This window comes from Amycolatopsis vancoresmycina, assembly GCF_000716785.1.
GTDB classification, from domain to species: domain Bacteria; phylum Actinomycetota; class Actinomycetes; order Mycobacteriales; family Pseudonocardiaceae; genus Amycolatopsis; species Amycolatopsis vancoresmycina.
This window is the reverse complement of the sequence record NZ_JNYY01000009.1, coordinates 272,534-286,542: the sequence shown is the minus strand read 5'-3', so window position 1 is coordinate 286,542 and position 14,009 is coordinate 272,534. Positions and strand designations below refer to the sequence as shown.

At 71.5% G+C, this 14,009-nt stretch carries 14 protein-coding genes; 11 read left to right on the top strand and 3 right to left on the bottom strand.

All coding sequences use genetic code 11. From position 1 onward, the window contains the following. Nucleotides 1-17: 17 nt before the first annotated feature. The 8 genes from OO60_RS23780 to OO60_RS23745 all read left to right on the top strand — a co-directional run bounded on the left by OO60_RS23780 (nt 18) and on the right by OO60_RS23745 (nt 7,646). Complete coding sequence (locus OO60_RS23780; RefSeq protein WP_003080017.1) at nt 18-1,157, top strand: GAF domain-containing sensor histidine kinase; 1,140 nt, start codon at nt 18-20, stop codon at nt 1,155-1,157. Continuing rightward, entirely contained in the window at nt 1,133-1,777 is a 645-nt protein-coding gene (locus OO60_RS23775; RefSeq protein WP_003080014.1) for a response regulator, read from the top strand. The genes OO60_RS23780 and OO60_RS23775 overlap by 25 nt, the downstream gene beginning before the upstream one ends. 13 nt (nt 1,778-1,790) lie before the next feature. Further along, nucleotides 1,791-2,600 (top strand): PHP domain-containing protein, encoded by an 810-nt coding sequence (locus OO60_RS23770; RefSeq protein ID WP_003080009.1) that lies wholly within the window; start codon nt 1,791-1,793, stop codon nt 2,598-2,600. A 194-nt stretch (nt 2,601-2,794) separates the two neighbouring features. Then, nucleotides 2,795-3,604, top strand: coding sequence for an ABC transporter ATP-binding protein (locus OO60_RS23765; RefSeq protein WP_003080006.1), 810 nt, complete (start codon nt 2,795-2,797; stop codon nt 3,602-3,604). Then, entirely contained in the window at nt 3,601-4,374 is a 774-nt protein-coding gene (locus OO60_RS23760) for an ABC transporter ATP-binding protein (RefSeq protein WP_003080003.1), read from the top strand. Before OO60_RS23765 ends, OO60_RS23760 begins: the two co-directional genes overlap by 4 nt. Continuing rightward, nucleotides 4,371-5,249 (top strand): branched-chain amino acid ABC transporter permease, encoded by an 879-nt coding sequence (locus tag OO60_RS23755; RefSeq protein WP_033262102.1) that lies wholly within the window; start codon nt 4,371-4,373, stop codon nt 5,247-5,249. The genes OO60_RS23760 and OO60_RS23755 overlap by 4 nt, the downstream gene beginning before the upstream one ends. A 34-nt stretch (nt 5,250-5,283) precedes the next feature. Continuing rightward, nucleotides 5,284-6,399: a branched-chain amino acid ABC transporter permease gene (locus OO60_RS23750; RefSeq protein ID WP_209441400.1), complete on the top strand. Its 1,116-nt coding sequence runs from the start codon at nt 5,284-5,286 to the stop codon at nt 6,397-6,399. Beyond that, complete coding sequence (locus tag OO60_RS23745) at nt 6,396-7,646, top strand: ABC transporter substrate-binding protein (protein WP_033262101.1); 1,251 nt, start codon at nt 6,396-6,398, stop codon at nt 7,644-7,646. The genes OO60_RS23750 and OO60_RS23745 overlap by 4 nt, the downstream gene beginning before the upstream one ends. Here the strand turns inward: OO60_RS23745 and OO60_RS23740 are convergent. Next, entirely contained in the window at nt 7,588-8,649 is a 1,062-nt protein-coding gene (locus OO60_RS23740) for a Glu/Leu/Phe/Val dehydrogenase dimerization domain-containing protein (protein WP_033262100.1), read from the bottom strand. The two genes, OO60_RS23745 and OO60_RS23740, sit on opposite strands and share 59 nt — an antisense overlap. An 80-nt stretch (nt 8,650-8,729) precedes the next feature. Here OO60_RS23740 and OO60_RS23735 point away from each other — a divergent pair, with 80 nt between their 5' ends. From OO60_RS23735 to OO60_RS23725, 3 genes are all read left to right on the top strand, one after another. Then, nucleotides 8,730-9,185: an Lrp/AsnC family transcriptional regulator gene (locus OO60_RS23735; RefSeq protein WP_033262157.1), complete on the top strand. Its 456-nt coding sequence runs from the start codon at nt 8,730-8,732 to the stop codon at nt 9,183-9,185. Between the two features lie 127 nt (nt 9,186-9,312). Next, a complete protein-coding gene (locus OO60_RS23730; RefSeq protein ID WP_063749411.1) occupies nt 9,313-9,570 on the top strand; it encodes a hypothetical protein in 258 nt (85 codons plus the stop codon). Between the two features lie 40 nt (nt 9,571-9,610). After that, a complete protein-coding gene (locus OO60_RS23725) occupies nt 9,611-10,183 on the top strand; it encodes a GNAT family N-acetyltransferase (RefSeq protein ID WP_003097150.1) in 573 nt (190 codons plus the stop codon). A 46-nt stretch (nt 10,184-10,229) separates the two neighbouring features. Here the strand turns inward: OO60_RS23725 and OO60_RS23720 are convergent, their stop codons facing one another. Continuing rightward, on the bottom strand, nt 10,230-12,932 hold the full coding sequence (locus tag OO60_RS23720) for a GH92 family glycosyl hydrolase (protein ID WP_033262099.1): 2,703 nt from the start codon (nt 12,930-12,932) through the stop codon (nt 10,230-10,232). 322 nt (nt 12,933-13,254) lie between these two features. After that, nucleotides 13,255-13,887, bottom strand: a complete 633-nt coding sequence (locus OO60_RS23715; RefSeq protein ID WP_033262098.1) for a YigZ family protein — start codon at nt 13,885-13,887, stop codon at nt 13,255-13,257. Between the last annotated feature and the right edge of the window lie 122 nt (nt 13,888-14,009).

Genomic DNA, 14,009 nt, shown 5'->3' with positions numbered 1-14,009 from the left:
TGTGCCATCGTGATCGGGTGACGGCCAAGGAGCACGTTGCGGAGTACAGCGCGGTGCTGGGCGAGCTGCTGCGCGAGCGCGAAAAGCTGCTCGGCACGCTCGACCGGGTCGCCGCGCTGCACGGCACCGCGCGCCTGATCCGCGAGGCGGTCGGGGCGAAGGCCGGGTTCGTCGGCGAGCTCACCGAGCCGGGGCTGGCCGTGATCCGCTGGATGTCCGGCAACCGGACCGACGCGCTGCAGGACCTCGAGGTGCCGACCGGCCAGGGCGTCGGCGGGCGGGTGCTGGCGCTGGGCCGTCCGGTCCGCGTCACCGACTACGTCAGCGCGCCGACGATCACCCACCACTTCGACGCCCAGGTCCGCGGGGAGGGCCTGGCCGCGCTGCTCGCCGTCCCGATCGTGGCGCGCGGCGAGACCGTCGCCATCGCCTACGCCGCCATGCGCGAGCCCGCCGGCTTCGGCGACGACGCCGTGCGGCGGATGGAGGACGTCGCCTGCCAGGCCGGGGCCGCGCTGCACCTGGCGAAGGTCGCCGAAACCGACCGCACGGCCGCGGTGGCGGGCGAACGCCTGCGAATGCAGAGCGCGCTGCACGACTCCGTCGGAGCCCTGCTGTTCTCCATCGGCGTCCAGGTGCGCGACCTGCACGAGGACTTCCACGGGAACCCGGGCCTGGAGGCGCGGCTACGACGGCTGGAAGGCGACGTCTCCGCGGCCGCGGGTGCGCTGCGGGAGTCGTTGCTGGCGCTGTCGGAGTGCAGCCCGGAGCGGGCGCTGCCGGTCGAGCTGGCCGAGCACTGCCGCTCGTTCCAGGCGCGCTGCGGCGTCCCGGCGCGGTTCGTGCAGCTCGCCGCGGTGCCGCCGCTGGACGCCGAACGCACCGCGCTGCTGGTGGCCGCGGTCCGCGAGGGCCTGCTCAACGTCGAGAAGCACGCACGGGCGTCCTCGGTGATCGTCAGCCTGCTGCCCAGCGACGACGGCGTCCAGGTGGTCGTCGCGGACGACGGCACGGGCACCGACGCGGTCCCGGGCACCGGCGTGGGCCTGCGGACGCTCGCCGGGCGGGCGTTGCGGCTCGGCGGGCGGGTCAGCCTGGTCCGGGACGACGACGACGGCTGCACCCTGCGCGCGTGGGTGCCGCTGGTGCGGCCGTGACGCCCGCGACCGTCTTCGTCGTCGACGACCACCCGGTGGTCCGCGACGGCGTGACGCTGCTGCTGCGCTCGGACCCGTGCCTGACCGTGATCGGCTCGGCCGAGTCCGGGCGGCTGGCGATCGAGCGGGTGGCGGCGCTGGCCCCGGACCTGATCCTGCTCGACCTGCGGCTGCCGGACATGCTCGCCCCGGAGGTCGTCACCGAGCTGCGCCGGGTGCACCCCGAGGGCCGGATCGTGGTGTTCACCGCGCACGGCGACCACCAGGGCGTGCTGGCCGCGCTGGAGTCGGGCGCGCACGGCTGCCTGCTCAAGGACGCCGCCGGCGCGCAGCTGGTCACCGAGCTGCGGCGGGTGCTGCGCGGCGAGCGCGTCGTCGACCCGCGGATCCTCCCGGACGCCGGGCAGCGGTCGGACGCGCTGGCCCGCAGCGGCCTGACCCGCCGCGAGTACGAGGTGCTGCGGCTGGCCGCCCAGGGCCAGACGAACCCCGAGATCGCGGAGTCGACCGGGCTGGCCCGCAACACGGTCAAGACGTACCTGCAGTCGGCGCTGCACAAACTGGGCGCGCGCAACCGCGTCGAGGCGATCGGCAAGGCGAGCGAAGCCGGGCTGCTGTGACATCCTCGGCCGGGTGACGATCGACCTGCACGCGCACAGCACGGCCTCCGACGGGACGACGCCGCCCGAGGTGCTGCCCCGGCTGGCCGCCGAAGCCGGGCTGACGGTGCTCGCCCTCACCGACCACGACACCTTCGCGGGCCTGAGCGCCGCTTCCGCCGCTGCCGCCGAGGTCGAGATCGTCCCCGGCGTCGAGATCTCCTGCCGCCTCGACGACGCGGAAGTGCACCTGCTCGGCCTCTTCGTCGACCCGCTGTTCGCGCCACTGGCGGACGAGCTGGAGCTGATCCGCACCGACCGCGTCCGCCGCGGAGCCCGGATGGTCGAACGCTGCCGGGAACTCGGCGCGCCGATCACCCTGGCGCAGGTCGAGGCGATCGCCGCGGGGGCACCGCTGGGCCGTCCGCACATCGCCGCGGCGCTGGCCGCGGTGGGTATCACCGACGCGTTCACGCCGAACTGGATCGCCGACGGCGGCCGCGCCGACGTGCCGAAACACGTGCTGTCCACTGTGGACGCGATCGCGCTGGTCCGCGCGGCGGGCGGCGTCGCGGTGCTGGCCCACCCGCGCTCGGTCAAGCGACGGGCCGCGGTCTCGGACGCGCAGCTGGCCGCGCTGGCCGAAGCCGGGCTCGCCGGGGTCGAGGTGGACCACCCGGAGCAGCCCGTCCCGGTCCGCGACCGCCTCCGGGAGGTGGCCGCGGACCTGGGGTTGCTCGCGACCGGCTCGAGCGACTTCCACGGCGACCGCAAACCGGTCCACCTCGGCGAGTGCACCACATCCCCCGAGGTCCTCGCAGCCCTCCGCGCCCACCGGTCGTGAGTGGTAAGGCGAGTTAGAACTCGCCTTACCACTCACGACCCGCCACGGCAGAGCGTCCGTCGTGTCCGTTTCGTAGCCAGTGGGGTCTCCAGGTGGGGGTGACGGAGGGCCGCGGCTGATCGCAGGATGACCGCCACCGACCGTGACTCACGTCACACGAGCGGAGGAGGCCCTGTGCGTTCCGGAGTGAGTTCGTGCTGACCGTCCGCGGCCTGCGGGTGCGGTACGGCCGCTCGACGGCCGCCCTGCACGGGATCGATCTCGACGTCTCCGCCGACGGTGTCCTGGCCGTGCTCGGCAGCAACGGCGCCGGGAAGTCCACCCTGCTCAGGGCCGTTTCCGGCACGCTGCGGATGCACCGGGGCTCGATCGACGCGGGCGAGATCCGCTACGACGGCCACCCGCTCGGCCGGCTCGACCCGGCCCGGATCGTCCGGCTCGGCGTCGTCGGCGTGCCCGAAGGACGGCAGATCTTCGCCCGGATGACCGTCGAGGAGAACCTGCGCGCCGGCGGCATCGGCGCCCGCACCGCCGCCGAACGGGCCGCCGCCCGCAAGCGGGTCGACGAGCTGTTCCCGGTGCTCACCGAACGCGCCCGGCAGCGAGCCGGGCTGCTGTCCGGCGGGGAGCAGCAGATGCTGGCCATCGGCCGGGCGCTGATGTCCGCGCCGCGGCTGCTGCTGCTCGACGAGCCCTCGCTGGGCCTGGCGCCCAAGGTCGTCGCGCAGATCGGGCGGACCGTCCGGGAGATCCACGACCAGGGCACCGCCGTCGTCCTGGTCGAGCAGAACGCCGTGATGGCGCTCGGCGTCGCCGACCACGCCGTGGTGCTGGAGGTGGGCCGGGTCGCGCTGGCCGGCACGGCGGCCGAGCTCGCCGCCAGCCAGGACGTCCAGCGGCTCTACCTCGGCGGGCACGCCGAATCGTCGGCGACCGCCGACGCCGAGGCGGAGTCCGCGCGCCGGAGCCTGGCCGGGCGGACCCTCTCGAGGTGGGCCGGATGACGCCGCCGGAGCTGCGGGTCGAGGCCGTTTCCCTGCGGTTCGGCGGCATCCGGGCCCTGGACGACGTCAGCTTCACCGTCGCACCCGGCTCGCTGCACGCGCTGATCGGGCCGAACGGCGCCGGGAAGTCCAGCTGCTTCAACGTGATCAGCGGCCTCTACCGGGCCGGCACCGGCCTCGTACGGCTGGGCGACACCGACCTCACCGGGCTCGCGCCACACAAGCTCGCGCGCCTCGGCATCGGGCGGTCCTTCCAGAACGCCGCCCTCTCCCCCGGCTCGACCGTGCTCGACAACGTCATGCTCGGCCGCCACGCGCTGACCCGCGGCGGGTTCCTGGAAACCGGGCTGCGGCTGCCGTGGACGGTCCGCGCCGAACGGCGGCACGCCGAGCGCGCCCGGGAGATCTGCGCGTTCCTCGGGCTCGGCGCGGTGGTCGACGCACCTACGGGCGCACTGCCCTACGGCGTCGTCAAGCGCGTCGACCTCGCCCGCGCGCTCGCCGTCGAGCCGGTGCTGCTCCTGCTCGACGAACCCGCGGCCGGGATGAACGCGGCCGAGACCGCCGAGCTGGCCGGCACCATCAGCGGCATCCGCGCGGAGCTCGGCATCTCGATCCTGCTCGTCGAGCACGACATGGGCCTGGTGATGGGCATCGCCGACCGCGTCACGGTGCTCGACTTCGGCCGCCGCATCGCCGACGGCACGCCGTCGGAAGTGCAGTCCGACCCGGACGTCGTCAAGGCCTACCTGGGCACGGAGGCAGCGTGAACACCTTCCTGCAGCTCGTGGTGAACGGCCTCGGCAAGGGCGCGGTCTTCGCGCTGCTGGCGCTGGGGTTCGTCATCATCTTCAAGGCCACCGAGGTGGTCAACTTCGCGCACGGCTCGCTCGTGCTCTTCGGCGGCTACCTCGTCGTCGTGACGAAGGACGCGCTGGGCTGGGTCGGTGCGTCGCTCGCCGGGATCGTCTCGGCCGGGCTGCTCGGCCTGCTCGTGGAGCGGCTGCTGCTGTCGCGCTCCCGGCACGCCGACGCGAACAGCCTGGCCCTGCTCACCATCGGCGTCGACGTGATCGTCACCGAGGAGATCGTCCGCCGCCTCGGTGTCACGCTGCCGTTCCTCGGCGGCGCGTGGGACGCGAAGCCGTTCCAGCTCGGCGGCATCACGCTGTTCCGCACGCACCTGGTCGCCCTCGGCGTGGCCGCGGTGCTGATCACGGCGTTCTGGCTGGCCTTCAAGTACTCGAACTGGGGCGTGGCCATGCGGGCCCAGGCGGAGAACCGCGAGGCCGCCGCGCTGATGGGCATCCGCAGCTCCCGCGTCACCGCGACCGCGTGGCTGGTCGCCGGGCTGCTGGCCGGGGTGGCCGTGCTGTTCATCGCGACGCAGGACTTTTCCGGCGCCGGGCTTTCGCGCGGAACGCACTCGATCGCACTGGCGGCGTTCCCCGCGGCGATCCTCGGCGGCCTCGATTCGACGGCGGGCGCGGTGGTCGGCGGCCTGGTCGTCGGGCTCGTGGAAGCGCTGTCCGCGCAGTACGTCTCGTTCGACTTCTCCAAGAGCGCGGTGTTCCTGGTGATGCTGGTGGTCCTGGTGGTGCGGCCGTCGGGGCTGTTCGGCACGAGGGAGCGGACACGTGTCTGAGCAGACGGTGACCGAGGCCGCCGCCGAGTCCGAAGTGGACACGCCGGCGCGTCCCCGCCGCAGCCCGGCCCGGCTGGTCCGCACGTCAGCGTGGCTCGCGCTGCTGGTCGTCCTGCTCGCCCTGCCGCTGTACCTCGACGCGGCCTGGCTCAAGGCCGGGCAGTACATGATGATCGGCGCGGTCGGCGCGATCGGGCTGACCCTGGTGGTCGGCCAGGCCGGGCAGCTTTCCTTGGCGCACGCGTTCTTCCTGCTGGCCGGCGGCACGGCCTACACCGTCCTTTCGGGACCGGCGGGCGACGACCGGGTGGTCGGCTTCGGCCTCGACCCCGGCCTCTCGCTGCTGGGCGCGGTGGCCGTCGCGGCCCTGCTCGGGCTGGCCTTCGCGCCGGTCGCCGGGCGGCTGCGGGGGATCTACCTCGGCGTCGCCTCGCTGGCCCTGGTGTTCCTGGGGCTCTACTTCGGACAGTCCGCGGAGGAACTCACCGGCGGGACGTCGACCGGCCGCTCCCCGGCGCCGTTCTCGCTGTTCGGTTTCCCGTTCACCAACGACGGTCCGGAGATCAGCCTGCTCGGCGTGCCGATCCGGCAGGCCGAACGCATGTGGTACCTGTTCCTGCTGCTCACCGTGCTGGCGTTCGTGATCGCCCGCGGCGCGGTCCGCGGGCGGGTCGGGCGGTCGTGGCGGGCGGTGCGCGACAACGAAGCCGCGGCCGCGGTGATGGGCGTCAGCGTCATGCGCGCGAAGGCGGGCGCGTTCGCCGTCTCCTCGGCCTACGGCGGCCTCGCCGGCGCGATGACCGTGCTGTGGTTCGACATCCTCAAGCCGGACGAGAGCGAGTTCGGCACCTACGGCATCAACGTGTCCATCGCCTACCTGGCGATGGTCATCATCGGCGGGCTCGGCTCGGTGCCCGGCGCGCTGGTCGGCGCGCTGATCGTCAACGGGCTCCCGCAGGTCCTCGCCCTGTATTCGGCCGACCTGGGCTGGTTCTCCGGCACCGGCGACGGCGCGCTGACCCCGGTGCTGGTCAGCTCGTTCGTCTACGGCGCCGCGATCATCCTGGTCGTGCTGTTCGAGCCGGGCGGGCTCGCCGCGATCGGCCGCCGGATCACCCAGCGACGCTCACCCCCTCCGGAGGAACCATGAAACGCACACACCTGGCGGCGGCGCTGGTGGCCGTCCTCGCGCTTTCGGCGTGCAGCACGAAGGCTAACGACTCGGGCGCGGCGGGCTCGGACAGCTCCGGCGTCAAGACCGGCAAGGGGGTGACGGCGGGTGACGTGACGCTCGGCGTGATGACCGACAAGTCCGGCGTGTTCAAGAACCTCGGGCTCGGTGTCACGCAGGGCAACGAGCTGTGGGCCAAGGACTTCAACGCGGCCGGCGGCGTCTGCGGCCGCCAGGTGAAGCTGGAGGAGGTCGACCACGGCTACAAGGCCGACACGGCGAAGACGCTGTACCCGCAGATCGAACCGAAGGTGCTCGGGTTCGTGCAGCTGCTCGGCTCGCCGGTCGTGGCCGCGCTGAAGCAGAACCTGGCTTCGGACAAGGCCGTCGCCGCGCCGGCGTCGTGGTCGTCGGAGCTGCTCGACAACCCGTACGTGATGATCGTCGGCACCACCTACGACCTGGAGATGATCGACGGCCTGTCGTACCTGCAGGAGCAGGGCCTGATCAAGGACGGCGACACGATCGGGCACGTCTACATCGACGGCGAGTACGGCAAGAACGGCCTCCGCGGGTCCCAGTTCTACGCGAAGAAGCACAACCTGTCGGTCAAGGAAGTGAAGATCACCTCGACCGACAGCGACCTCACCAACGTCGTCACCGGGCTCAAGGGCGCCGGCGTGAAGGCGATCGCGCTGACCACCACCCCGGCCCAGACCGGGTCGGCGGTGGCGGCGAACAAGGCGCTCGGGCTGAACGTGCCGGTGCTGGGCAACAACCCGACGTTCGACCCGGCGCTGCTGAAGAGCCCGGCCGCCGGCGCGCTCGACAAGCTGACGGTGGTCGCCAGCAGCGTCCCGTTCAGCGCGGACCTGCCGAAGGCGAAAGACGTCGCGGCGAAGTACAAGGCCACCTACAAGGAGACCCCCAACGGCGGTGTCCCCTACGGCTACGCGGTGGGCGAGGTGTGGGGCGCGGTGCTGAAGAAGGCCTGCGACAACAAGGACCTCACCCGCGACGGCATCGCGGCGGCGCTGAAGCAGACGACGTCGGCGAGCACGGACAACCTGGTCGCGGCGCTCGACTTCTCCAAGCCGGGGACACCGGCGACGCGCCAGGTGTACGCGGCGACGCCGGACGCCACCGCCGAGGGCGGCGTCAAGTACGTCAAGCCCCTGTTCGAAGCGCCCGAGGCGAAGGAGTACGTGGCCCCGCACCAGAAGTGAGCCGGCGCTCCGCCAGCGCGGCCGCTTCCTGCAGCGGGGTGGTCGCGTTGGCCTCGGCGGCTTCGAGGAGGCCCGCGACCGTCTGCTCGATCGTCTCGACGCGGGCGAGCGCGGCCTCGTGGCCCAGGCCCTCGGCTTCCCGCGAAAGCGTATACAGGATCCCGCCCGCGCTGGCCACGTAGTCCGGGATCCACCGGATGCCGCGGGCGGCGAGAGCGTCGGCGACGGTGTCGTCGGTGAGCTGGTTGTTGGCCGGGCCGACGACCAGCGGCGTATCGAGGCGGGCCACCGTCCCGGGGTCGAGCACCCCGCCGACCGCCGCCGGGATCACCACGTCGGCGGTGAGGGTGAGCGCCTTCTCGGGCTCGGCCCAGGCCAGGCCCTGTTTCTCGGCGACGGCCCGCTTGGCCGGGTCGATGTCCGAGACGACGACGCCGGCGCCCGCGGCCCGGAGGCTCGCCGCCAGGTGGGCGCCGACCGAGCCGTAGCCGCTGATCACCACCCGGCGGCCCGCCATGGCCGCCGAGCCGGTCGCGGCGCGGAGCGCGGCCAGCACCCCGAGGGCGGTCGGGCCGCTGGAGGAACCGGTTCCGCCCGCGGACTCGGGCGTGCAGAACGCGTACGGCGAGGCTTCGCGGAGGACCAGCATGTCGGCCGGGCCGGTGCCCACGTCCGGGCCCGCCTGGTAGCGGCCGCCGAACTCGGCGATCAGGTCGGCGTGGTCGAGCAGGGCGGCCCGGCGTTCCCCGGGCGAGAGGACGTGGCCCGGCTCGGGCGCGATGACGCTCTTGCCGCCGCCGAACGCCAGCCCGGCGACGGCGCACTTCGCCGTCATGGCCTCCGACAGGCGGAGGACGTCGCCGACGGCTTCTTCGAGCGTGCGGTAGGGCTTGAAGCGGCAGCCGCCGACGGCGGGACCGAGCGCGGTCGAATGGATCGCGACCATCGTGGTGATGCCGGATCGACGGCCCCGGCGGACTACGAGCTCCTCATGTGCGGTCATGAGCGCCGAAGTTAGAGTGAAGATCGGCGGCCGGATCCGGTCGCCGAACGAAATTCGGTGCGGACACGGAGGGCCCGGTGCTGGACGAACTTGATTCGGTGATCGTGCGGCTGCTGCAGGAAGACGCCCGGCAGACCAACCGCGACATCGCCCGGAAGGCCGGCATCGCGCCCTCGACGTGCCTCGAACGCATCCGGCTGCTGCGCGAACGCGGCGTCATCCGCGGCTACCACGCCGACGTCGACCTGGCGAGCCTCAACCGCGGCGTCCGGGCGCTCGTCACGGCGCAGGTGCGACCCTTGAGCCGGACGGTGATCGATTCCTTCCAGCGGTCGATCGCCGAACTCCCGGAGGTGCTCTCGGTGTACGTCACGGCCGGAAACGACGATTTCCTGATCGAAGTCACCACGCCCGGCATCGACGCGTTGCACGCTTTCCTGACCGACCGGCTGGCGTTGCGCCGCGAGATCGTCGGCTTCCGGACGTCGATCGTTTTCCGGCACCTGCGCAAGACGACGCTTGAACCGCTCCCGTAGGGGTATCCCCGTTACGGCGCGACACGCCCCCTACGTGGACCCCTGAAATACCCGGGTTCGCACGCTGAAAGGCGGAAACTGTCGGTGGCGGGGCGTCTAATGAGGATGAAGGGAAGGAGGCGCCGCCATGATCACCACATTGAACCATCGTGAGCGGGCCACGTTGAGAGCCGTGGCCGGGGGCCACGCCGAGATCAGCTGCAGCTGCGAGCCCGACCTGTTCATCGACGGCCTGAGCTGCTGCGACCAGTCCACCGTGCACCGGCTCGCGCGGCTCGGCCTGATCGCACCCGCGCAACCCGGCAAGTGCGGCGAGCGCGTGCCCGCCCTGCTCACCGAGGCCGGCTCGCGGGCGCTGGACGAGGTCCTCGCCGTCGCCGCGTAATCACGTTGCCACACTCTGGGGTTACTGCCAGCATCACCCGATGCACGTATTCCTCGAAACCGAGCGGCTGATCCTCCGCCGGTTCACCGAGAACGACGCCGACGCGCTCTTCGAGCTCTACGACGACCCGGCCGTCATGAAGTACCTCAATGGGGGACAGCCGGCCGACCGCGCCGAGATCGTCACCCTGGATCTACCCGCGTTCCTCGGTTACTACGAGCGTTTCCCCGGTTACGGGTTCTGGGCGGCGATCGAGAAGCGCACCGGCGATTTCCTGGGGTGGTTCCATTTCCGCCCGCGCCCGCACGACCCGCCCGACGAGCCCGAGCTCGGCTACCGGCTGCACCGGAAGGCGTGGGGCCAGGGTTACGGCACCGAAGGCTCGGCGGCACTGCTCGCGAAGGGTTTCACCGAACTGGGGGTCACGAAGGTGAGCGCGTTCACCATGACGGTGAACGAACGCTCGCGCCGCGTGATGGAAAAGCTGGGGATGAAGTTCGTCCGGACGTACTTCGAGGAGTTCCCGGAGCACGAGCGCGCCCCGGGCAGCGAGCACGGCGAAGTCGAGTACGCCATCACCCGCGAAGAGTGGTCTGCCGCGGCCCGGTCGTGAGTGAGAAACAGGGTTAGAACACTGTTTCTCACTCACGACCGGTGGGTCAGCGGTAGACCTCGAACTCGTAGATGCGGGCCGCGCCGTCGCCGTTGTTGGTCGGCGTGGTCAGGTTGAGCTTCACGTACCGCGCCGATCGGGTGGTGATCGGGTGGTACGTGCGGCTCGCCCGCGACCCGGACACCGACGCGACCGTCGTCCAGGTCGAGCCGTCGGTCGACGTCTGGATCGTGAACGCGCCGGTGTTCCAGCCCGTGGTCTCGCCGCCGAGGCCGGCGTGCTTGACCACGAACGAGGACACGTTCTGCGCCGACCCGAGGTCGACCTGGAGGAACTTCGTCGCCGCCGTGCTGCAGAACTTGCTGTTGTTCGCCAGGCTGCCGTCGACGGCCTTGGCGGGAGTCTCGGCCGAATTGCAGGTGGCCGAGCCGGTGGCCGCCTTGCCCTGGGCGAGGTTCGTGCCGAGCTCCGGCGCGGCGGCCGGCGGCGTGAACCCGTCGTTGTACGACGGCGGGACATCAGCGGTGCCAGTGCCCCACGCGCTCGGCGACGAGCCCATCGAGTAACTCAGCGTCGACGCGCCCGCGATGTCGCCGTAGCGGATCCACGACCTGGTCGTGGACACGCCGTTGACGCTCACGCTCTGCACGTACTCGGCGCCCTGGCCGGCGCCGCTGCCGGTGATCTGGATCGTCCCGGACGGCCGGATGATCGACGCCGACGGGAACAGCGGGCCGTGCAGGGCCAGGACGTCCGAGCCCGGCGTCGCCGGGTACATCCCGAGCGCGGCGAAGACGTACCACGCCGAGGTGGCGCCGAGGTCGTCGTTGCCGGGCAGGCCGCCCGCGCCGGTGGTGAACGACTCGTTCATCACGCGCCGCACCGCCGAGCTGGTGCCCTGCGGGTGCGCGGCGTAGTTGTACGCCCACGGCACGCCGTGCTCCGGCTCGTTGCCGATGTAGAAGTACGGCTGGGTGAGGCCGCCGTTGAGCTGGGTGAAGTGGTGGTCCAGCCGCTGGACGGCGGTCTGGCGGCCGCCCATCAGGTTGATCACGCCCTGGTAGTTGTAGGGCACCATCCACGTGTACTGCGAAGGGTTGCCCTCGGTGTACCCGCTGTTGCTCGACGGCACGACCGGCCACGCCCAGGTGCCGTCGCTCCCCCGCGGCTGGACGTAGCCGGAGTCGGTGCCGAACACGTTCTGCCACCACTGGGCGCGCTGCATGTAGGTGGTGTACTTCGTCGTGTCGCCGAGCGACTTGGCGAACTGCGCGATCGCGAAGTCCGACGCCGAGTACTCGAGCGAGTCCGACGGGTCCTCGTAGATGTAGTGCCGGCTCAGGTAGCCGCTCTCCCGGCCGCGGATCGCCTGCCCCTGGGCGGTGCCGCCGTTGGAGCTCTTGTCCATCAGCGTCAGCGCCGCCGCGGTGTCGAAGCCGCGGACCCCGAAGGCGTACATGCTGCCGACGATGATCGGCCCGGGGTCGCCGGTCATCACGAAGTGCTCGTTGCTGTTGTGCGACCACTTGGGCAGCAGCCCGCCCTGCTGGCCGTCCAGCACCATCGACTTCGCGATGTCACTGGCTTCATTGGGCGCGACGAGCCCGATCAGCGCGGCCCACGACCGGTAGATGTCCCAGCCGGAGTAGTTCTGGTAGACGGTGTGGGACGCGGTGTGCACCGCCTGGTCGAACCCGCGGTACTGGCCGTTCGTGTCGCTGGCGATGTTCGGGTTCTGGAACACGTGGTACAGCGCGGTGTAGAACTTCTGCAGGTCCGCGGCGGCACCGCCGGTCACCTGGACGCGGTTGAGGACGGTGTTCCAGCTCGTGTCGGCCGCGCCGCGGACGCCGGCGAAGTCGAAGCCGGGGTTCTCCGCGGCGAGGTTCGCCTGCGCGTTGGCGAGGCTGACGAACGAAATGCCGACCTTCGCCTGCACGGTGGCGTTGCTCGAGGTGTCGAAGGTGACGTACCCGCCGGAGTTCGTGCCGCTCGTGCTCGCGGAACCGGCGGTCACGGTCCCGCCGAGCCAGGTGCCGAACCCGCTCGGGGCGCGGTCGAACTGGATCACGTAGAAGATCTGGTACGTCTTCGACGAACCGCAGAAGCCGCCGCCGGTGACCGCGCCGGTGATCTGGCTGCCGCTGATGCCGATCGACCCGCTGCGGCTGCCGGTCGCGCTGCGGCTGGTGTTGACGAGCAGGCGCGCGGACGTCGTGTTCGGGTAGGTGAGCTTCATGAAGCCGGACCGCTGGGTGGCCGACAGCTCGACGGTCGTGTTGTAGGTGTCGAGCTTGTTCTTGTAGTAGCCGGGCGCGGCCGACTCGTTCGCCTTGGTGTAGCGACCGGCGTACCCGGTCCAGCCGGTGCCCGGCGAGGTGCCGATCGCGCCGGTGATCGGCAGCAGGCCGAGGTCCTCGTTGTTGGCGCAGCCGGCGCCGTTGAAGTGGGTGAGGCTGAATTCCTCGATGCTGGTGTCGCTGTAGCGGTAGCCGGACGGCGACGCGGTCGGGGTGTCCGGACTGAACTGCACCATCCCGAACGGCACCACCGCGCCCGGGTACGTGCTGCCGCCGGCGCCGCCGGGCACCGGGTTGGGCGAGTTGCTGTTGTCCGTGCCGATGAAGGGATTCACGTACTGCGTGAGGGCGAGCGTCGCCGCGCCGGCGGCCGGGGCGGCGAACCCCGCCCCCAGCAACGCGGCCGCGAGCGCAGCCGCGCACAGCCGTCTGGCCAATGGTCTGGACATGACCCTTCCTCTCCTCGTCGCACGCTTCCGCCGGGCGACAACGTTGTCGGGCGTGGTGACAACGTTGTCAGTTCGGCAACTGCCGGACTGGCAACGTCAAGGGATCGAAGTGGTACCGGAACTCGGTGGCACGACATGGTGCCACGGAAGGACTCCTCCGCGATAGCACCGAAAGTTTGTTGCGGGCCAACCGAATCCGGACCGGACCACTCGGCGCCGGTGGACCACCCGGCGGCCCGCACCGCACCGGCAGCGTCGCGAATGACTCATTCGGGACGTCGGAGGTCGCGAATGAGTCATTCGCGACCTCGGGGTGGGCCGGTCAGGAGCCGCGGGTGATCCAGTGGTCGCCGAGTCCGGTCGTCGCCGCCTCGCCGTTGGTGAGGTCGGCGAGCCAGCCGTGGAACGCGCCGGCCTCGCCAGGAGCCAGGCCGATCTCGAACCGGGCCAGTTCGTCGAAGCGGGTCGCGTGGAGCAAGTACGGCGACGCGCGCAAGTCGTTCTCCAGCCGGCCCGCGCGGTCGTAGCTCACCGACACCTCGACCAGGCTGAGACGCCGGTGTTCTAGTACACCAACAACTTCCAAAGCGTCCGAAACGGACTGACCGTACGCCCGGATCAACCCACCCGCCCCCAGCAGGACTCCGCCGAAGTACCGCGTCACCACCGCGACCGTGTCCGTCAGTTCCCGGCGGCGCAGCACTTCCAGCATCGGCGTGCCCGCGGTGCCGGCCGGCTCACCGTCGTCACTGGACCGCTGCGTGCGCCCGTCCGGGCCGAGAACGAAGGCGTGGCAGTGGTGCCGCGCCCCCGGATCCGCACGGCGGCGGGCGGCGATGAACTCGCGCGCGGCCGCTTCCGACGTCACCGGAGCCAGCGCGCAGCGGAACCGCGACCGCTTGATCTCGATCTCGTGGACCCCTTCGCGAGCCACGGAGAGATAACGATCAGTCATCGGAGCAGTCCGCCATGTGCCCAGCTTCCCACCCCCGCCGGACACCAGACCAGCCGCCCCAGGCCACTTCGGACGGACATTTGCCCAGGTCAGCGTGGTCCTTGCCCGCTGTGCGGGAGATC

Excerpts from the sequence above, each read along its gene's own strand:
- OO60_RS23760 (WP_003080003.1), top strand. The coding sequence starts at position 3,601 with ATGACGCCGCCGGAGCTGCGGGTCGAGGCCGTTTCCCTGCGGTTCGGC.
- OO60_RS23745 (WP_033262101.1), top strand. The coding sequence starts at position 6,396 with ATGAAACGCACACACCTGGCGGCGGCGCTGGTGGCCGTCCTCGCGCTT.
- OO60_RS23740 (WP_033262100.1), bottom strand. The coding sequence starts at position 8,649 with ATGACCGCACATGAGGAGCTCGTAGTCCGCCGGGGCCGTCGATCCGGC.
- OO60_RS23730 (WP_063749411.1), top strand. The coding sequence starts at position 9,313 with ATGATCACCACATTGAACCATCGTGAGCGGGCCACGTTGAGAGCCGTG.
- OO60_RS23725 (WP_003097150.1), top strand. The coding sequence starts at position 9,611 with ATGCACGTATTCCTCGAAACCGAGCGGCTGATCCTCCGCCGGTTCACC.
- OO60_RS23720 (WP_033262099.1), bottom strand. The coding sequence starts at position 12,932 with ATGTCCAGACCATTGGCCAGACGGCTGTGCGCGGCTGCGCTCGCGGCC.
- OO60_RS23715 (WP_033262098.1), bottom strand. The coding sequence starts at position 13,887 with ATGACTGATCGTTATCTCTCCGTGGCTCGCGAAGGGGTCCACGAGATC.